At 63.8% G+C, this 19,710-nt stretch carries 18 protein-coding genes; 3 read left to right on the plus strand and 15 right to left on the minus strand.

What is annotated here, in order from left to right; all coding sequences use genetic code 11:
• Positions 1–213: 213 nt before the first annotated feature.
• The 7 genes from GDJ97_RS02345 to GDJ97_RS02375 form a co-directional block, all read right to left on the minus strand.
• Positions 214–2,121, minus strand: coding sequence for an ABC transporter ATP-binding protein (locus GDJ97_RS02345; RefSeq protein ID WP_152069613.1), 1,908 nt, complete (start codon positions 2,119–2,121; stop codon positions 214–216).
• On the minus strand, positions 2,114–3,880 hold the full coding sequence (locus tag GDJ97_RS02350; RefSeq protein WP_152069614.1) for an ABC transporter ATP-binding protein: 1,767 nt from the start codon (positions 3,878–3,880) through the stop codon (positions 2,114–2,116). The genes GDJ97_RS02345 and GDJ97_RS02350 overlap by 8 nt, the downstream gene beginning before the upstream one ends.
• Positions 3,852–4,331 carry a MarR family winged helix-turn-helix transcriptional regulator gene (locus GDJ97_RS02355; protein ID WP_226808743.1) on the minus strand — a complete coding sequence of 160 codons (480 nt, stop codon included), beginning with the start codon at positions 4,329–4,331 and terminating at the stop codon, positions 3,852–3,854. The genes GDJ97_RS02350 and GDJ97_RS02355 overlap by 29 nt, the downstream gene beginning before the upstream one ends.
• 188 nt (positions 4,332–4,519) lie before the next feature.
• Positions 4,520–5,908 (minus strand): PTS ascorbate transporter subunit IIC, encoded by a 1,389-nt coding sequence (locus GDJ97_RS02360; protein WP_152069616.1) that lies wholly within the window; start codon positions 5,906–5,908, stop codon positions 4,520–4,522.
• Positions 5,909–6,088: 180 nt separating this feature from the next.
• Positions 6,089–6,364 (minus strand): PTS sugar transporter subunit IIB, encoded by a 276-nt coding sequence (locus GDJ97_RS02365; protein WP_152069617.1) that lies wholly within the window; start codon positions 6,362–6,364, stop codon positions 6,089–6,091.
• A gap of 102 nt (positions 6,365–6,466) precedes the next feature.
• Entirely contained in the window at positions 6,467–6,913 is a 447-nt protein-coding gene (locus GDJ97_RS02370; RefSeq protein ID WP_152069618.1) for a PTS sugar transporter subunit IIA, read from the minus strand.
• Positions 6,914–6,964: 51 nt separating this feature from the next.
• Positions 6,965–7,669, minus strand: a complete 705-nt coding sequence (locus tag GDJ97_RS02375; protein ID WP_152069619.1) for a transaldolase — start codon at positions 7,667–7,669, stop codon at positions 6,965–6,967.
• Between the two features lie 261 nt (positions 7,670–7,930).
• Between GDJ97_RS02375 and GDJ97_RS02380 the strand changes: the two genes are divergently transcribed.
• Complete coding sequence (locus GDJ97_RS02380) at positions 7,931–8,761, plus strand: DeoR/GlpR family DNA-binding transcription regulator (RefSeq protein ID WP_193221274.1); 831 nt, start codon at positions 7,931–7,933, stop codon at positions 8,759–8,761.
• Positions 8,752–9,567: a DeoR/GlpR family DNA-binding transcription regulator gene (locus GDJ97_RS02385; protein ID WP_152069621.1), complete on the plus strand. Its 816-nt coding sequence runs from the start codon at positions 8,752–8,754 to the stop codon at positions 9,565–9,567. The genes GDJ97_RS02380 and GDJ97_RS02385 overlap by 10 nt, the downstream gene beginning before the upstream one ends.
• A gap of 56 nt (positions 9,568–9,623) precedes the next feature.
• Here the strand turns inward: GDJ97_RS02385 and GDJ97_RS02390 are convergent, their stop codons facing one another.
• Positions 9,624–10,490, minus strand: coding sequence for an HAD hydrolase family protein (locus GDJ97_RS02390; RefSeq protein WP_152069622.1), 867 nt, complete (start codon positions 10,488–10,490; stop codon positions 9,624–9,626).
• 154 nt (positions 10,491–10,644) lie between these two features.
• Here GDJ97_RS02390 and GDJ97_RS02395 point away from each other — a divergent pair, with 154 nt between their 5' ends.
• Positions 10,645–11,781, plus strand: a complete 1,137-nt coding sequence (locus GDJ97_RS02395) for a class I SAM-dependent methyltransferase (protein ID WP_226808745.1) — start codon at positions 10,645–10,647, stop codon at positions 11,779–11,781.
• Positions 11,782–11,875: 94 nt separating this feature from the next.
• Here the strand turns inward: GDJ97_RS02395 and GDJ97_RS02400 are convergent, their stop codons facing one another.
• The 7 genes from GDJ97_RS02400 to GDJ97_RS02430 form a co-directional block, all read right to left on the minus strand.
• On the minus strand, positions 11,876–14,212 hold the full coding sequence (locus GDJ97_RS02400; RefSeq protein WP_226808747.1) for an LTA synthase family protein: 2,337 nt from the start codon (positions 14,210–14,212) through the stop codon (positions 11,876–11,878).
• 172 nt (positions 14,213–14,384) lie between these two features.
• Positions 14,385–15,248 carry a MurR/RpiR family transcriptional regulator gene (locus GDJ97_RS02405; protein ID WP_152069624.1) on the minus strand — a complete coding sequence of 288 codons (864 nt, stop codon included), beginning with the start codon at positions 15,246–15,248 and terminating at the stop codon, positions 14,385–14,387.
• A gap of 176 nt (positions 15,249–15,424) precedes the next feature.
• Entirely contained in the window at positions 15,425–16,327 is a 903-nt protein-coding gene (locus tag GDJ97_RS02410; protein ID WP_152069625.1) for a ketose-bisphosphate aldolase, read from the minus strand.
• 60 nt (positions 16,328–16,387) lie between these two features.
• On the minus strand, positions 16,388–17,248 hold the full coding sequence (locus tag GDJ97_RS02415; protein WP_152069626.1) for a class II fructose-bisphosphate aldolase: 861 nt from the start codon (positions 17,246–17,248) through the stop codon (positions 16,388–16,390).
• 94 nt (positions 17,249–17,342) lie between these two features.
• A complete protein-coding gene (locus tag GDJ97_RS02420; RefSeq protein ID WP_152069627.1) occupies positions 17,343–18,443 on the minus strand; it encodes a PTS fructose transporter subunit IIC in 1,101 nt (366 codons plus the stop codon).
• A 52-nt stretch (positions 18,444–18,495) separates the two neighbouring features.
• Positions 18,496–18,804 (minus strand): PTS fructose transporter subunit IIB, encoded by a 309-nt coding sequence (locus tag GDJ97_RS02425; protein ID WP_152069628.1) that lies wholly within the window; start codon positions 18,802–18,804, stop codon positions 18,496–18,498.
• A 191-nt stretch (positions 18,805–18,995) separates the two neighbouring features.
• A complete protein-coding gene (locus GDJ97_RS02430; protein WP_226808749.1) occupies positions 18,996–19,490 on the minus strand; it encodes a PTS sugar transporter subunit IIA in 495 nt (164 codons plus the stop codon).
• Positions 19,491–19,710 lie beyond the last annotated feature (220 nt).

Here is a 19,710-nt window from a genome sequence, read left to right on the forward strand (position 1 = left end):
CCACCTCCATCCCCCGAGTGTACCGGAACCAGACGGAGACAGGAGGTCCCCACGCCCCAAACGAAGAAACCTGGGACGTTTGTGTACCAGCAACCCCCACAAACCTGCCGGCAGCCCCAGGCACCCCGATTTCGCCCGACGCGATGACGCATAGGCCTTAGGGCCATGCGCCTGAGCACGAGGGCGAAAGCTGGGTGCCTGGGGCCTCCGTCGCTACTCCAGCTCGAACGCCCCCGTGTAGAGCTGATAGTAGTAGCCCTTCTTGGCGATGAGCTCGTCGTGCGTGCCGCGCTCGATCACGCGGCCATGATCCAGACAGATGATCACGTCGGAGTTGCGCACGGTGCTCAGACGGTGCGCGATCACGAACGTGGTGCGCCCCTGCATGAGCGCGTCCATGCCGCGCTGGACGATCGCCTCGGTGCGCGTGTCGATGCTCGACGTCGCCTCGTCCAGAATCATCGCCGGCGGATCGGCCACCGCCGCGCGGGCGATGCTTACCAGCTGGCGCTGCCCCTGCGAGAGCTGCGCGCCGTTATCGGTGAGCATGGTCTGGTAGCCCTGCGGCAGACGCTCGATGAACTCGTCCGCGCCGGCGAGCTTGGCTGCCTTCACGCATTCCTCGTCCGTGGCGTCCAGCTTGCCGTAGCGGATGTTGTCCATCACCGTGCCGGTGAACAGGTTCACGTCCTGCAGCACCACGCCGAGCGAGCGGCGCAGGTCGCTCTTGCGGATCTTGTTCACGTTGATGCCGTCGTAGCGAATCTTGCCGTCGGCGATGTCGTAAAAGCGGTTGATGAGGTTGGTGATGGTGGTCTTGCCGGCACCCGTGGCACCCACGAAGGCCACCTTCTGACCCGGCTTGGCGTACACGGAGACATCGTGCAGCACCTCGTGACCGGGTACGTAGCCAAAGTCCACGTGCTCCATGCGCACGTCGCCCCGCAGCGGCACGTAGTCCACGGAGCCGTCCGCCTGGTGCACGTGCTTCCAAGCCCAGAGACCGGTGCGCTCCTCGCTCTCGACCAGCTGGTTGTCGCGCACACCCATATTCACGAGCGTCACGTAGCCGCCGTCCTGCTCGGTCTCCTCGTCCAGCAGCTCAAAGATGCGCTCGGCGCCGGCAAGGCCCATGACCACGAAGTTGATCTGGTTGGACACCTGGCCGATCTGCGCAGCGAACTGCTTGGTCATGTTGAGGAACGGCACCGCCACGGCCACCGTCAGCGGCAGGCCGGAGATGGAGAGGTTGGGCGCGTGCAGCGAGATGAGCACGCCCGCGGTGATAGCCACGATCACGTAGAGCAGGTTGCCCATGTTCATGAGGATCGGCATGAGCGTGTTGGCGTAGCTGTTGGCCCTGCGCGCGGCATCCTCCCACTCGCAGTTGATGCGGTCGAAGTCCTCCTCGGCCTGGCGCTCGTGGCAGAACACCTTGATGACGCGCTCGCCACCCATGAACTCCTCCACGGAGCCCTCAAGGCTCGCCACGGCGCGCTGCTGGCGCAGGAAGTTCTTGGCGGAGCGACCGCCCAGGAACTTGGTCGCCCAGGCCATGATGACGGCGCCCGCGATCACCACGATCGCCATCGGCACGCTGTAGAAGAACATGATGCACATCACCGAGATCATGATCAGGCTCGTGAGCAGCAGCTGCGGCAGACTCTGAGAGATCATCATGCGCATGGCGTCGATGTCGTTGGTGTAGTAGCTCATCACGTCGCCGTGCTGGTGCGTGTCGAAGTAGCGAATGGGCAGGTCCTGCATGTGGTCGAACATGGCCGTGCGGAACTTCTTGAGCGAACCCTGGGTGATGATGGCCATGGCCTGGTTCCAGAAGGCGTTGATGACAATGCCCACTAGGTAAAACGCCACCAGCATGCCCACGTTGGCAAGGACGGCGCCCGAGACGCTCGCCCAGTCGCCGCTCTCCCAGCTGTCCTGCACGATTGCCAGCACGCGCTCCATGAACACGTTGGGGATGGTCTGGATGATGCCGTTGATGACGATGCACACGAGCACGCTCGGCAGGAGCACGGGATAGAAGCCGAGGAGCATCTTGAACGTGCGCAGGGCCGTCTTGCCCATGTTGCGCTTCTTAGGCGCTGCGTTGCTAGGCATGCTCGATCTCCTTCTGGTCGTGGCTCTGCTTGTTCTGCGACAGGTACACGTCGCGATAGATCTCGCTCGTGCGCAGCAGCTCCTCGTGCGTGCCGATGGCGCTGATGCGGCCGTCGTCCATCACGATGATGCGGTCGGCGTCCTCCACGGAGCCGGTGCGCTGGGCGATGATGATCTTGGTGGTCTCGGGCAGATAGCTCGCCAGGCCCAAGCGGATGAGCTTGTCGGTCTTGGTGTCCACCGCAGAGGTGGAGTCGTCCAGGATGAGAATCTTGGGGTGCTTGAGCAGCGCGCGGGCAATGCAGAGGCGTTGCTTCTGGCCGCCGGACACGTTGGTCCCGCCCTGCTCGATCATGTGGTCGTAGCCGTCCTTAAAGCCCTGCACGAACTCGTCCGCCTGGGCGAGCTTGGCCGCCTCCACGACCTCCTCGTCGGTGGCGTTCGGGTTGCCCCAGCGCAGGTTCTCGGCGATGGTGCCGGAAAACAGCACGTTCTTCTGCAGCACCATGGCCACCTGGTTGCGCAGGGCCTCCACGTCGTAGTCGCGCACGTCCACGCCGCCCACGCGCACGCTGCCCTCGGTCACGTCGTACAGGCGCGGGATGAGCTGCATCAGGCTGCTCTTGGAGCTACCGGTGGAACCGATGATGCCGATGGTCTCGCCGCTCTTGATGTGCAGGTCGACATCCGAGAGCGCCTCGCGGCGACGGTTCCCCGCATAGGAGAAGCCCACGTGGTCGAAGTCGATGGAACCGTCGGCCACCGCGGTCACCGCGTTCTCCGGCGAGACGATCTCGGAGCTGGTGGTGAGCACCTCGCAGATGCGGTTGGCGCCCTCTTCGGCAATGGTGATCATGGCGAACACCATCGAGATCATCATCAGGCTCATGAGGATCATGAAGCCGTAGGTGATGAGCGAGGAGAACTGGCCCACGTCGATGAGCTGACCCTTGCTGGAGATGATGGCGTAGGAGCCGAGACCGATCACGGAGGCCATGACCACGTAGATGGCGAAGTTCATGATGGGGGCGTTCAGTGCCAGAATCCGCTCGGCGCGCGTAAAGTCGCGGCGCACCTCCTCGGCGGCGTGAGAGAACTTCTGCTTCTCATAGTCCTCGCGCACAAAGCTCTTCACCACGCGGATGCCGGAGAGGTTCTCCTCAGCGCTCTCGTTGAGCTCATCGTATTTGTGGAAGATGCGCTTGAAGATGGGGTGCACCACCTTGATGATGGCAATGAGCGCGATACCCACCACGGGGATGATCGCCAGGAACACGAACGCCAGCCAGCCGCCCATGATGTAGGCCATGGCGAACGCGAAGACGAGCATGAGCGGGCAGCGGATGGCCGTGCGGATGATCTGCATGTAGGCCATCTGGACGTTCTGCACGTCCGTGGTCAGGCGCGTGACCAAGCTCGAGTTGGAGAAGCGGTCGATGGTGGCGAAGTCGAAGCCCTGGATGGCATGGAACATGTCGCGGCGCAGGTTCTTGGAGAAGCCCACCGACGCCTTGGCGCAGGTGAGGCCCGCACTGGCACCAAAGGCGAGCGAAATGAGTGCCATGAGCGTGAGCCCACCGCCGTACATGAGCAGCGTGTGCAGGTCGGAGCCGCGCTTGACCTGGTCGATGAGCGAGGCGGTGCCAAAAGGGATCATGACCTCGAACAGCACCTCGCCGGTCACCAGCAGGGGCGTGGCGATGGCGGCGCCCTTGTACTCGCGAATGGACTTAGCGAGCGTTGGAATCGTTTTTGGCATCGTACTCCTTCCAGTGATCGCGCACCTTTTCGAGCGCGGAGATCAGCTGTTCCTGCTCCTCGGTGGTGAGAACTTCAAACGCATGGCGGCGGAACCGCAGGCGGTCGCCCTGGTCCTGGCCCGCCTTGGCCGCGCCCTCCTCCGTGAGCTTCACGAAGAGTTGGCGGCGATCGCTCGGGTTGCGGGTCCGCTCGATGAGCCCCGCGGCCTCCAGCTTGGAAAGCAGCTCGGAGAGCGAGCCCGGTTTGAGATCAAAGCGCATGCCCAGCTCCTGCTGCGAGAGCGTGCCGCCCGCCTTGGCGAGCGTGCAGAGAATGGGTGCCTGTCCGGAACGTCCTCCCCCATGGAAGTGCATGTAGTGACCGCAATAGCCCAAGAGCGACAAGATCTTGCGGGCGCGCGCCTCCTCCGGGGTATCCGTGGAACAGCACGCGTCTTCGAGGTTCTTCATGGAACGCGCGACTCCTTCCATTCGGTACCGAATAATGAACAGAAGGAGTCTACTGAGGTACCGAACTGATGTCAAGATGAGGTACCGAATTATTTGTATGCCGCGCGCCTCGGCACGAAAAAGCCCCGCTGCGGCGCGATACCGCAGCGGGGCGAACCTACCGTGAGGGCGTGGGGAAGAAACCTTCGTTACTCCTCGACGTGGTTGATGACGTTACCCTTCGTCTTGATGAAGTTCGGGATGAAGGCAACGATGATCAGGATGGCGAGGATGGCATACACGCCGAACTCACCGAAGAACTGAGCGGTGCGGCCGAGCACGATGCCGATCACGCCAAAGTCGAAGTCGCCGAACGTGGTGTTCTCGAAGCCGAAGACGTCAAGCACGGGCAGCAGCAGCGCCGGGGCGAAAGTGATGAGCAGGCCGTTCACGAACGAGCCGAGCATAGCGCCCTTGCGGCCACCGGTGGCGTTGCCGAAGATGCCGGCGGTAGCACCGCAGAAGAAGTGGGGAACCATACCGGGGATGATGAAGATGCCCATGGTGGCACCAACGATGAGCATGCCGATGACGCCGCCGATGAAGGAGCAGACGAAGCCGATGATGACGGCGGTCGGGGCATAGGGGAAGAACACGGCGCAGTCGACGGCGGGGATGGCACCAGGGATGAGCTTGTTGGAGATGCCCTGGAAGGCGGGCACGAGGTCGGCAAGAATCATGCGGACGCCGTTGTAGACCACGGTGACGCCAACAGCGAAGGCGAGTGCGCAGTTCAGGGCGTACACGATGAAGTTATCGGTACCGGCGAGGTCCTGGACCACCTTGGGGTCGGCGATGTAAGCCGCGATGGCGGTCACCAGGTAGAAGAACGACATGGTGAGCGCGGTGGAGATGGTGGTGTCGCGCAGGAAGGCGTACTTCTCGGGGATCTCGATCTCCTCGGTGCTGTTCTTCTCGGCCTCAGCGCTGAAGAGCGAACCGACGGCAGCGGAGATGTAGTAGGCAAGGGAGCCGAAGTGGCCCATGGCGATCTCGTCGCCATCGGTGACCTTCTCGGTGAAGCGCTGACCCACGGCGGGGAGCATGGCGCTGAAGAGGCCGAGGAACAGGCCGCCGATAATGACCAGCTGCGCATCGGCAAAGCCGGAGGCCTGGAGCACGGCGGAGAGCAGGCAGGCCATGAACATGCTGTGGTGGCCGGTCAGGAAGATGTACTTGAACTTGGTGAAGCGGGCCACGAGGATGTTCACCACATAGCCCAGGATCAGGATCAGCATCGTCTGGACGCCGAGCACGCTCTGCGCCATGGATACGACGACCTCGTTGTTGGGCACGACGCCCGTGATGTGGAAGCCGGTCTCGATGAAGGTGCCGAGCGGGGCCAGGTTCTCCTGGACCACGGTGGCGCCGGCGGAGAGCATGATGTAGCCGAGGATCGGCTTCAGCGTGCCCGTCATCACCTTATGCGCGGGGCGCTTGAGGGCGACGAGGCCCACGAAGGCGAACAAGCCCATGATCCACGCAGGCTTGGTCAGAATGGACTGGATGAATTCCAGCACCGGTAGCAATGCGTTCATTTACCGCTCCTTTTCCCTTGTTTCCAGCGGTTTTACCTATGCAACCGCGACGGGCTTCCCCATACCCGAGCGATTCCGAGATTACGTGGCCCGCTATGATGGGCCGAGAAAACTATGATCAAGCGGTTCTTCCGCTACCGCCGGAGGTGCGCCGACGGCAGCGGAAGAACGTCACGACCGCTACTGGGCGGCAGCGATCTCCTTGATGGTGTCGAGCGCGTCTTCGCGAATCTTCTTGGTGTTCACGTAGCTGCGCACGATGGCGATGCGGCCATGCAGCTCGGGAGCGAGCTCCTTCACGGTGATGAACAGATCAGGGTTGGCGGAGCTGGCGGCGTTCAGGTCCATGGACTCGACGTCGGCCTTGATGCCCTCCTGGTCGCAAATCTCCTGCACCTTGCCGGCAAGCATCAGACTCGAGCCGATGCCGTTTCCGCAGACGGTGATGATGTGCATGGTAACTTCCTTTCCTTTCATGTGCCCGTCGCCGATGGCGGCGAGCGCGTTCCCCTATCGCGGTCCCACGCGTTGCAGAGAGCAACGCGGGCCGTCGCCCCGCTAGAGCAGAGCCTCGATCGTGGCGAGCACTTCCTCCGCACTCTTGCAGGCGCAGAGCCGGTCTACCACGTCCTCGCACTCGAAGATCACCGAGAGCTCGCTCAGGGCCGCCAGATGGGCCTTGGGATCGGGCGCGCAGATGCCGATGAGCACGCGCACCGGGTCGAACTCCTCGTGCCCGAACTTCACGGGCTCGGCCAGGGTGACCACGCAGATGCCCGGCTCGCTCACGTTGCCATCGGACTGGGCGTGCGGCATGGCGATGCCCTCTTCGAGCACCATGTACGGACCGAACTTCTCAACCGAGGCAATCATGGCATCGGTGTAGCTCGAATCGCACTTGCCCGCGCGCTCGAGCAGCCCGCCGGCCACGCGCACGGCCTCGCGCCAATCCTCGGCATGGGCGCCGATGGACACCAGGTCGGTCGTGAGCAGATCCTTCAACATGCGCAGTTCCCTTCGTTTCGCGAACGCTTCGAGTTACCGTTAGCGTAATGCCTACGGCAGGATATGAAAACCGAGGGTCTGAATATCCGCCGCGAAGCCCTTGACCGTGTCCTTGGAGTACTCGAGCAGGTCCTTGCCGATGTTCTTGCGCTTGGCGAGGATGCTGTTCGGCACCGTGATGATCTGGCAACCGATGGCCTCGGCCTGGAAGATGTTCAGGAGCTCGCGCGTAGAGGCCCAGAGAATCTCGCAGTTGGGCTTGGGCGCGGCGGCCTCGATGGCGCGCTGCATGATCGGCGTGGGATCGACGCCGGTGTCAGCGATGCGGCCGGCGAAGATGGAGATGATCGAGGGCGTCTCGGCATCGACGGCATCGATGAACTCGGCGTTCTGCTCGTCGGTGAAGAGCGTGGTGACGTTCACCTTCACGCCCTCGGCGGAAAGCTCGCGCACGAGCGGCGAGGTGGACTCACCGGCGGTGGTCATGGCAGGGATCTTCACGTAGACGTTATCTGCCCACGTGGCGATCTCGCGCGCCTCCTTGCCCATGGTAGGCAGGTCGTCGGCAAAGACCTCAAACGAAACGGGCAGGTCCTTGATGTTCTCGAGAACCTCCTTGGCAAAGGCGCGGTAGTCCGTCACGCCGCCCTTCTTCATGAGGGAGGGATTGGTGGTGAAGCCCTGCACGGTACCGCTGTGGTACATATCGAGCATGCCCTGTAGATTCGCGCCGTCGGCAAAGACCTTGATAGCCATCGTGGTTCCTTTCGGTTTCGTCATGTTTCGGTCGAAATCTTTTTCTTTTTAAGGAATTCCGTAAATGTGTCAATAAGAACCACGCATTCTGTAGCCGAACGGACCGTATATTAGAGCGAACGGCGTTATTATGCGTTATGATATTTCGGAATCGAAAGCTATGGTTTCGTTTCTAGATACCATTCCGGTGAGTTGAACCGAGCTGCGGAGCGCACGGCGCCGCGTTTTGGGCTCCGGTCCGCCGTTATGAGAGGAGGCTCCATGCCGCGCGACACCTCGCCCCAGGAGCGTCAGGCATTCATCATGGACTGGCTCGTCAAGAGCCCGCGCGTAACCGTTGCCGACATCTGCCGCGAGTTCGGCGTGTCCGAGGTCACGGCCCGGCATGACCTCATCGCGCTCGAGCGCAGCGGGCGGCTCAAGCGCACGCGCGGCGGCGCCGTCTCGCTCTCGCGCACCATGGTCCTCTCCTACCCCGAGGAGCGCGCGAGCCGCAACGTTGCCGCCAAGGACCTGATCGGCCGCGCCGCCGCCAACCTCGTCCACGAAGGCGATACGATCATCGTGGATATTGGCACCACGACGCTCGAGTTCACCAAGGCGCTCGCCGGCAAGCGCGGGGTGAGCATCATCACCGCCGACGTGGCCATTGCGAGCTATGCCAGCTTCAACCTGCCCAACCTAGGCGTCATCCTGCCGGGCGGCACGCTTCGCCCGGGCCACCTGTACCTGGCCGGCCCGCTCACCCTGGACGGCATGACGGACCTCCACGCCGACGCGGCGTTCGTGAGCGCGGATGCCTATGCACCCGGCCACGGCTTCACCGTGCAGCATGACTTCAGCGCGAGCATCAAGCGCATCTACCTGCGCAACGCGCATCGCCGCATCATGTTGCTCGACTCGAGCAAGGTGGGCAAGACGAGCTTTTTCCGCTACTCGGACCTCGAGGATTTCGACGCCATCGTCACCGACGCGGATCCCGGCAACCAGCTCGCGCGCGCCGTGCGGCAGGCCAGCCGGCAACCCCGCCTGATCGTGGCCGGAGACCGCTTGGGCGGGAATGTCGAGACGGACGGCACCTCATGGGCGTAAGGGGGCTGGGGGCCGAGGCTCGGCGGGCCCGCATCGCCGAGCGCGTACAGCATGCCGGATCCGTGTTCGTGGACGATATCTGCCGCGAGTTCGGGGTGTCCGAGGTTACGGCGCGCACCGACCTTTCCGCACTCGAGCAGGAAGGGCGGCTCACGCGCATCCGCGGCGGCGCCGTGGCCCCACCGAGTGCTGCGGCCATCTCGTACCCGGCCGAGCGCGTGGCGGCGCACCTCGACGCCAAGCGCGCCATCGGACGTGCCGCGGCAAACCTCGTTCACGATGGCGACGTGGTGTTTCTGGATACGGGCACGACCACACTCTGCGTTGCCGAGGAGCTCGATGATCGCTCGGGCATCGTGCTCGTGACCGCCGACCTGGCGATCGCCAGCTACGCGAGCCTGAACCTGCCGCACGCGCGCACCATCCTGCTGCCCGGGCGGCTCTGGCCCAACCGGCTCTACCTCACCGGCCCCGAGATTCGCGAACGGCTGGCGAACATCTACGGAGACATCGCCTTCCTCAACGCGAACCTGGTCGACGCGGAGGGCTCCTGCTGGACCGAGTTTGAACCGGATGCGCGGACCAAGCGGCTGTTCATGGACCACGCTACCAAGGCGATCCTTCTTGCCGACGCCTCCAAGGTCGTCATGCGACCGAACGAGCAGGTCAGCCGGATGGAGCGATATCCCGCCCTCTTTGCCCGCCTGGATGAGTTCGATGCGCATATCTGCGAACGGGAGCCCTGGCAGGAGGCGCGACCGGCAGCCGGTTCGCGGCGCACGGTGACCATGGTGGCGCCCTCGTAGGCCAAGGAGCCGGGAAGCGGGTGCGCACCTGTCCCCGCGGGTGCCAGTGCCCCCGCCTAGATTAGGCCGAAGTGCGCGAGGCCCGTTGCCACGCCGTCTTGCTCAACACGGTCGGTTACATACGCAGCCATGGCCTTCACCCGCGGCAGCGCGTTGCCCATGGCCACGGGCACGTCCACCGCGCGCAGCATGGGGAGGTCGTTCTCGGAATCGCCGAACGCGTAGGTGCGCCAAGATCCGCCGTCGGGCGCCTGCCCCAGCACCTCGAGCGCGCGCTGGACGCCGCTGCCCTTGTTGACACCGGCAAGGCTCATCTCGCCCAGCCCGATGCCCAGGTCGCACAGGTCGTAGCGCGTCAAGAAGAAATCGGCATCGCGCTTCAGCACGGGGATCGCGTCCGCGAAGAAGGCGAACTTCTCGAAGTCCATGGCGGGGGCAACGCGCCGCAACCCCTCTAGATCGTGCACCGTCGGAACGCCGGGAATGGCGCGGTAGACAGCACCCGGACGCATGAGGGCGACGCTCTCGCGCGCGCCCTCGAACACCACTTCCACGCGCAACGCGACCAGATGGCGCACGGTTTCTTCCAACAACTCAACGGGAATGCTCTGCTCGGCCAGAATCTCGCCGTCGATCGACACGCAGGCACCGGCCCCGCTGATGATGCCCGCCGACTTCAGGCTGAGAAGCGGCTTGCCGATGGAATCGAGCGTGCGCCCCGTGCAGATGAACGCCTTATGGCCCCGGTCACGCAGGCGCTCGAACGCATCGTAGACCGCGGGCGTGGGCACGAGGTCCACGATGGAGTTCTCCGGGTCGTCGACGGAGCGGTCCCAGACGAGCGTGCCGTCCACGTCGAAGAACACGACGGCGGCATTTGCGGCGTCGGATGCGGAGGCGTTTGCGGCGGGCGTAGCTGGCATGAGCGTTTCCTTTCTTTCCAAGACGCTATGGTACCCGTCTCTCCCCCTGCGCCTCGCCTGCTGGCACGGCGCGCACGAAACCTACCCGTGCGCCCGAGGCGGCGCAACCCGGTACAATGGGGTCATTCATGCACCAACACGGAGAGAAGACTTCATGACGCAACCTTCGCAGCAACGCCCGTCCCACACCGCGCTCGCCCGAGAAACCGGCCGGCGCGGATCTGGCGCCGCCTCCCTGCCGAATCAGGCAACCACGATCGACGTGGGCCAGGGCGCCCCGGTACCCGTGCTGCTCGCCGCGTCCGAGCAGTTCGCCAATCGCCTCAAGAAGAACGCGCGGATGCGCCGCAAGTGGGCCCGGCGCGAAGGCGTGAGCTGCTATCGCGTCTACGATGCGGACCTACCCGACTACGCTGCGGCTATAGACCTGTACGAGGGCGAGGACCGTTCCGGCATGCCGGGACGCTGGCTGGTGGTGGCCGAGTACGCGGCGCCCAGCACCGTCGACGCCGAGATCGCCCGCGCCCGCATGGAGGACATGCTCGCCCTGGCACCGCGCATCTTGGACGTAGATCCGGAGCACGTGTTCGCGCGCACCCGCCTACAGGCCCGCGGCGGCTCGCAGTACGGACGGCAGGATTCGCGGCGCGAGGCGCGCGGCATTGCCATCAGGGAAGGCGGCCTCACCTTTGAGGTGGACTTTACCAGCTACCTGGATACCGGCATCTTCCTCGACCACCGCGCGACGCGCGGTCTCGTGCGCCAGCGGGTGCGCGAGCTCTCCCCCTGCCGCTTCCTCAACCTCTTTGCCTATACGGGCACGGCCACCTGCTATGCGGCGGACGGAGGCGCCACCGAGACCGTCACCGTGGACCTCTCCAACACCTATCTGGACTGGGCCGAGCGCAACATGGAGGCCAACGGATTCACCGGTCCGGAGCACCATTACGTGCGCCACGACGTGCTGGACTGGATCGAATGGCAGGTGGGGACGCGCAACCGGTGGGACTTGATCTTCTGCGACCCGCCCACGTTCTCCAACTCCTCCAAGATGGGCCGCCGCACCTGGGACGTCCAGCGCGACCACGTCTACCTGCTGGAAGGCCTGACCCGCCTGCTCACGCGCGGCGGTGAGGCCATCTTCAGCTGCAACCTGCGCAACTTCCGCCCCGACCTGCGCGCCCTCGACCGCGCCGGCGTGGCCCTGGAAGACATCACCGCGAGCACCATTCCCGAAGATTTTGCCCGCAACCACAAGATTCACCACTGCTACGTGGTCCGTCGCGCCTAGCAGGCCGGTTCCCTCCCCGCCCCATCTAAAAAGAAGGGCGCCCCTCGCCAAGGAGGAGCGCCCGATCAGCTTCGGCACAACCCAGGGGTGCCGCCTATGCACCCGGATTAGCGGTCGTACCCGGCGCTAGGTTGGGATTCGTCTCGTTCGCCGCGCTCTGGAGCGCCTTGGTGAAGACGTCCTTGCCGTTGCCGAAGAGCTTGTAGTACTGCATGACCTGCAGGTCCTGACGCGCCTGGCGCACGCGCTCACCCGTCATCTCGTCGGCCGCGGCGGAAGAGAGGAACCAGCGGCCCGAGGCGTCCTCAAAGCCCGTCGCGTTGATGGCCGGCATGGCCTCGCGCAGGGTCTCGTGCGCCTTCTGGTACTTGGTGAGCGGCGCGCCGATGAGGTTCATGAGCGAGGCGCTCAGGTAGTTGGTGGAGAGGTCCACCTGGGTGCTCGACTGGTCGCGACCGGCCACGTCGTAGTTCGCCCAGATGATGTAGTCCGTCTGCCACAGGCGCTCGGCGTGCGTGGCCTCGTCCTCACCCGTGAACCAACGGTCGTTGAAGCGGTCGGGGAACCACGGCTGGTGATCGCCAAAGAACACCACGATCACCTTGCGGTTCAGATGGCGCAGCTGGTTGATGAAGTACTGAAGCGCGGAATCGGACTCCTGGATGAGCGAGAGGTACTCGTTCACCTCGGGATCCGAGACGCCGTCGATGGTGTACTCCACGCGCTTGTCCGCCGGCAGGGCATTCGTGTCGTAGCCGGAATGGTTCTGCATCGTCACGTCGAAGATGAACTGCGGATTGCTGTTGGTGTTCAGCAGCTCCAAGATCTTCTCGTAGGTGGCGCGGTCCGTCACCATGCCGCGCAGCTTATCGGCGCCCTGGAAGTCGTTGATGGTGAGGAACTGGTCGAAGCCGAACTGGCCGTAGATGTTCTCGCGGTTCCAGTTGGTGGCGTGGTTGGGGTGCATGGCGGTGGTGTCGTAGCCCAGCTTCTTGAACTGCGACGCCAGGTTCTCGGTCTTAGAGAGGTCGTAGATGGTGTAGGGGTAGATACCGCTGCCCAGGTAGGCCATGGAGTTGCCGGTAAGGTACTCGAACTCCGTGTTGGCCGTGCCGCCACCGTACGCGCTTACGTACAGTACGCCGCGCTGGAGGCAGTCGGAGAGGCTCTTGAAGTAGACCGGTCCCTGGTAGTTGGCGTGCAGGTTCTCGTAGATGGAGAGGTCGGAGAACGTCTCGTTCATGATGGTGATGACGGTGGGCTTCTCCTCGTCGAACTGCTGCTTGGCGGCAGCGCGCTCCTCCGTGGCACCCTCGCCCGTATCGTACTGGGACGCGTACTCGTCGATCAGCTTCTTGGCATCGTCCATATCGTAGTCAGCGGGCTTCTTGGGGATGATGGCCTGCGTCGCCGAGACGAAGCACGGCAGGAAGCCCTCGCGGTAGTAGCTCTTGAGCGGGCGCCAGCTGTACACCTGGACCCAGAGCGTGTTGTAGTAGTCGATGAGCGTCACATGGGCGGTCAGGCCGGCGAGCAGCGCCACGCCCACGAGGATGTTGGCGATCAGGCGGCCGCGCGCCGTGCGGGAGCGGTGGGAGCGCTTGGCGGTGGCGGGCTCGGCGGCATCGACGACTGGGGCCTCGGCGGCGTCGCCGGCAGATACGGCCTGCGCCTTGCCGTTCACCGAGGCCATCTCGGCGGCCAGGGCGGCATCCGTGCGGAACTGACGCAGCGTGCCCACAAGCTCGCACAGCCAGGCGGAGATGACGGCGAACATGGTGCCGTAGAGGCAGAACGCGTTCAACTCGTACACATAGCCCGAGCTCACGGCCATAGCGGTGCCGAGCGCCGTGAGGTCGCCGGGCTGGATGGGCATGGACTTGAAGGTGATGACGAAGTGCTCGGCGAGACCCAGGATGTGAAGGGCCACGGCGATGACCGCCGGAGCGGCACCGCGACGCTGTGAGAGGAAGAACAGGGCCATCATGGGCATGGTGACCAGGAACCACTCGAGCACCAGGCACAGGGGGTACATCCAGCCAAGATCGTGGTTGGAGGGGATCTCCAGGCCCAGCGTGGCGAACGCTCCCGCCAGCATGATGCCCAGAATGCTCACGATGAGCGGGTGCTGGAAGCGACCGCCCGGACGGGCGAACGCGAGCAGGCGACCGACCACCTGCAGGCGACCCACGCTCGTCGCGGCGGCGAGCGTGAGCACCAGGTTGAGCACGATGGCCGACACGGCGTCATCGGCGACCAACCCCTTGGCGGCATAGGCGCCCATAAGGAGCTGGACCAAGGCGAAGAACACGCCCCAGGCGATACCGGAGCGCGAGAGCTCCCAACCCTGTTTGCGCACGAAGGTAATGTGACGGGCACTCAGAAAGACCGTCAGGGCCAGAAAAACAAAGCAGATAACAGCAACAGTCATGAGCGGACTCCTACAGGCAAGTCAGATGCGGGAATGTACCCGAACACGGCAACAGCTCATACTATCGTTCGCTTGTTGAGAGCCTGTGGAGTGCACAGGTAACGGGCTGTTTTACACATCCCTTACAAACCAGACGTGCAGGAACGAAGTATAAAGGCACCCTTACACCTCGTCAGAAGACCTCGCCTTCCACGCCCTTGTCCTCGCCCAGGGACTTCCAGAGCAGGCCGGCATGGGCCTTGAAGTTGGGCACGTCGGAGCAGAGCAGCAGGAAGATGACCTCGACGATGTAGTTGATCGAGTTGTGCGAGAACGGCAGGTCGCTGTTGAGCATCTTGTCGCGCGTGGCGGCGTGCAGCACGCAGGTGGCCCGGCGCGCCAGCGGCGAGTCGGGCGTGTTGGTGATCACGATCGTCGGGGTGTCGGAATCTATCGCGTTGTCCATCATCTTGTTCAGCCGCTTGGAGTGGCCGGACTTGGAGAGGAAGATCAGCGCGTCGTTGGGCGTGAGCGAGAGCGTCGAGAGCATCATGGCCTCGGTGGTGGGCGCACAGTTGCAGCGCAGGCCCAGCTGGGCTATCAGGAATGACGCCGAGAGCGCCGTCGGGATCGTGTTGCCCACGGCCGCGACCTGCACGGACACGGAGCGCTCGATCAGCCGCACCGCATCCACCAGCTGCCGCTCGTCCAGCAGGCTGAGCGTGTCCATCAGCTCGCCGTTCTTGGCCATGAGCACCGTCTCCATCGCGGCACGCGGCGCGTCAAGTGAGATGACCGTCGGGGACACATGCGGGGCGTCCCCGTTCTCGCTCTGCATGGCCGCGCGTAGCACGGAGAAGCTCTCGTAGCCCAGGTGCCGCGCGAACCGCGAGACCGTCGCGGCCGAGGTCTCGCTCGCTGCCGCGATCTCGCGCGTGGTCATGGAAGGAACCTCGACTTGGTTGGCCATCACGAAGTCGGCGATCTGCTGCTCGCTCTCGCTCAGGCGGTCGTAGAACGAGCAGATCTCGTTGATGACGCTTCCCTTCGGCTGCATGGCCGTTCCTCTCCGTTGGTCCCTTAGCCCCATCCTATCGCCCCGTTGGGCGAAATAGGTACATTTTCGGTCAATCGATCCAGTAAAACGGGGAGGTGCCCGCGCAGGAACCCCTCCCCATCTCAAAAGCCCTCAGACGGTCGCCGGCCTCGAGCCGCGCTTAAGGCGCGCCCGGGCTAGTTGAGCTCCTGGCGCCACTGGGGCTCATTGGCATCGCGATAGTACTTGGCAGCACCGACGCAGCCGAAGAGCTCCATCTTCTGCTTGATGACGGCCTTGCCGGCGTCGATGCACGCCGGGAAGATGTTGTTCGGATCCCAGCCGGAGCCCTCCTGCGAGAGGATCTCGCGGGCCTTGAGGAAGAACGCGCTCTTGTAGTCGGAGGAGATGTTCACCTTCTGGATGCCGATCTTCACGGCCTCGGCGATCTCGGAGTCCGGGTTGCCGGAGCCGCCGTGCAGCACCAGCGGGATGTCCACCACGGCCTTGATGGCCTCGAGCACGTCCATGCGGAGCTTCGGCGTCACGCCCTTGGGGTACAGGCCGTGGCAGGTGCCGATGGCCACGGCCAGCGTGTCCACGCCGGTCTCGGCCACGAACTTCTTGGCGTCCTCGGGGTCGGTGTAGAGGACCTCGGTCATACCGCCCTCGATGGAGGTGCCGGTGTCGCCGATGGTGCCCAGCTCGCCCTCGACGGACACACCGACCATGTGGCAGTACTTCACGACCTCAGCCGTCTTCTCGATGTTCTCGTGCAGCGGCAGGTGCGAGGCGTCGATCATCACCGAGGTAAAGCCGCAGTGCACGGCGCGCATGATGCTGTCGATGCTGTCGCCGTGGTCCATGTGGATCACGAACGGCACCGGGCTGTTGCCGGCGCGGGCCACGACGTACTTCATGAAGTCGTCCTTGCAGTAGGCCAGCTCGGTGGGGTGCACGGCGATGATCGCGGGGGCGTCGTTCTCCTCGGCGGCCTCGATGACGGTGCGGACGAGGTTGGACTCGGAGATGTTGAACGCGCCGACGGCGAAGTGCTTCTCCTTGGCCATGGCGAGCATCTGGTTCATGTTGACGAGCATGGATGGGTTCCTTTCGTTTCTTGCTTGCTAGGGACTATGTTCAGTTCGCGCGCGAGCGAGCTAGAACGCTTTGTTGGCCGAGCCGGACAGCTCGATGTAGCGCTTGACGACCTCCATGCCGGCGGCCCAGCTATCCTGGAGCAGCTGCGGCCAGTTGTAGCCGGGGTCCTCCGCCAGCGTCTTGGCCACGAACTCGCGCTGGGCGATCATGTAGTCCGTGCCGACATTGATCTTGTTGATGCCGACTTCCACGGACCGCCGCATGTTCTCGTCACCGGTGCCGGAGCCGCCGTGTAGCACGAGCGGGGCGCCCGTCGAAGCCTTGATCTTCTCCACGATGTCAAAGTGGAAGGTGGGCACGTAGCCCTCCGGGTAGTCGCCGTGGGTGGAGCCGTAGCTCACGGCCAGGCAGTCCACGCCGGTGTCCTGGATGAACTTGATGGCCACGTCCGGGTCGGTGTACATCTGGTCGTCGGTGAAGTGCGCGTCCGCGCCCACGGAGCAGCCCATGTTGCCGACCTCGGCCTCCACGGACGCGCCGTAGGTCTGTGCGAGCTCCACGATGCCGCGGGTGACTTTCGCGTTCTCCTCGGGCGACAGGGCGGAGGCGTCGCACATGACGCTCGAGAAGCCCTCGTGCAGGCAGCGCTTGAGGTGGGCGATGTCGTGGCCGTGGTCTAGGTTGATGGCGACGGGCACGTGGGCGGCCTGGGCCATCTTGATGATGGGCTGGGTCAGGATGTCGCAATCGAAGTACCGCTTGATCTGATCCTGCAGCAGGTCGATGATGATGGGAGCGTTCATCTGCTCCGCCGCGGTGATGATGCCGCGCGCCATCTCGAGGTCCACCGCATTGATGGCCATGACCGCGTATCCCTCGGCGTTCGCCTTCGCCAGCATGCCCTTCATCGATTCGTACATCTTGTGCGCATCCTTTCCTCTGGAAAACTCGAGTCGTCGTGGGTCGTCGTGCCGGAGAGGCGGGGCGCGGGGGGCCGCCCCGCCTCGTAAGTGACTAGCTCAGGGAGAAGCCGGAGAGGTCGACCTCTTCCTCGGTGTCGTCCTCGATGGCGCCAAGGTCGTCGATCTCCTCAGGCGACAGGCGCTTCTTGATGAGCACCAGCAGGACGGCGGTCACGCAGGAACCAACCAGCAGGCCAATCACCGCCCACAGCGGGTTGGTCATGGCGGGGATCACGAACACGCCACCGGAGGGGACCATGCTCTCAACGCCCATGGAGAACACGATGGCGCCGCAGACGCCGCAGCCGATGGAGGTGGAGATCACGGTACGGACCAGGTCGTTCATCGCGATGGGGATGACACCCTCGGAAATCATGCAGACGCCCATGGGGAAGGCAATCTTGATGTTCTCCTCCTCGGACTTCTTGAAGATGGGCTTGTGGATAAGCTTGGAGAGCAGCAGGCCGAAGGTGACGCCGAAGGGCGGGACCATGGCGGCCAAGACCTTGATGCCCTCGGGACCGTAGATGCCGTCGGCCATGAGGCCGTCGCAGATGAGATTCGGGACCTTGGAGATGGCTCCGCCGTAGTCGATGCAGCCGATCCAGCCGATGATGAAGCCGTAGGCAACCTTCTGGGACTGATCGAGGTTGGTGATGAAGTTGTTGAGCGCCGTGGTGAAGGCGACGAGCGGGCCGCCGAGCACGAAGAACATAATCAGGCCGGCGATGATGGTGGAGACGGTGGGCACGATCATCATCGGCATGAGCGCCTGGGCCCACTTCGGAACCTTCAGGTACTTCTCAATGGCCAGGGCGATGTAGCCCACGATCAGGCCGCCGATCAGGCCGCCGAGGAAGCCCGCATTCAGGAAGCTCGCGAGCTGGCCCATCAGGAAGCCGGGGGCGATGCCCGGGCGGTCGGCGATGGAGTAGGCGATGTAGCCGCCGATGAACGACGGGATCAGGCCCATGCCCCACACGCCGATGGTGGTGAGCGCCGAGGGCACCGTGAGGTCGTCGAGCGACTCCATCACGGAGCCACCGCACAGGTTGCCGATGGCGATCAGCAAACCGGCCGCGACGACGAGCGGAAGCAGGTAGCTGATCGAGGTCAGCACGTGCTTCTTGATGTCGTTGAGCACTTTCTTCATTCCATTCCCCTTTCTCATGGTGGAATCTGTGCGCCCGTGCGGGGCGTGCGCTTTACGCCTTCAGACTCTCTTCAACCTTCTGGATAATCTGCTTGGACGCCTTGAGCACGAGGCTCGTGGGCACCTCCATGACGCGCTTGCCCTTGAAGCGGCCCTTCTCCACGTGGATGTCCACGGCCAGGATGACGGCGTCCGCCTCAGCGATCTGCACGGGCGTGAGCTCATCCTCCACGCCGATCGTGCCCTGAGTCTCGATGTGGATCTCGTGCCCGAGCGACTCGGCCGCCTTGCGCAGCTTCTCCTTGGCCATGTAGGTGTGCGCGATGCCGGACGTGCAGGCGCAGACTGCTACGAGTTTCATGGCCCCTCCTCTTCTCCCCGCTAGGGTCTTGAGCCGTGGGACCGGGCAGCGGGTGGCCCGGTGCGGCGTTCTCACCGTGGGTGCGCACGTCCGCGATGTGGGCGATGCGCGGTGCCTATCGATTGCTGTTGGATCGCTTTTGGATCGCTTTTGGATCGCTTTCCGTTTGCTCGTCGTTCGCGCTTCGCGCGCTAGTCATCGAAGTCCTCGGGGTCGGACTCCAGCAGGGTCAGCATCTCGTGGGGCGTCTTGACGGCGTGGAGCTGGTCGATGAAGCTCTCGTGCGCCAGCAGCATGGCCACGCGCTGCATGAGCTTGAGGTGGATGATGTCGGAGTCGCCCTCGGTCACGGCGAAGAGGATGACCACGTTGACGGGCTCGTCGTCCAGAGACTCCCACGCCAGCATGTTCTTGGAGGTGCCGATGGCGAGCGACGTCTTGTTGACGCCGGCGGACTTGCCGTGCGGGATCGCCACGCCCATGCCGATGCCGGTCTGGCCTTCGCCCTCGCGCCACATGACGTCCTTGAAGAAGGCATCGCGGTCGTTGAGCTTGCCCTGCTCGTCGAACAGGTCGGTCAGGCGGTTCAGCATCTCCTCCTTGGTGCGGACGTCCAGGTCGAGCGCGATGAGCTTCTCGTCGATAACGTTTGAGATGTTGAAGGTCTGCATGGTGTTGTCTGGCATAGCCGCCCCTCCCAGATTCGGTGTGCTGCCTCTGTGTTTCATGACTATAGTCAATCATGAAACATACGCAATTCCTGCAGGGTGGATTAGGCGGTAAGCGGTTAAGAATTCGAGATGAACGGTAGGTTGGTTTCAGCACGGCAGATTGGGTGAAATAGAACGCTACTGTTTTGAAACCATTTGTTTTAACTGGTATATCTGTGGGTGGAGTCCATTGAGC

The sequence above is a fragment of the Collinsella sp. AK_207A genome, from assembly GCF_902501965.1.
In the GTDB taxonomy this organism is placed as follows: Bacteria; Actinomycetota; Coriobacteriia; order Coriobacteriales; family Coriobacteriaceae; genus Collinsella.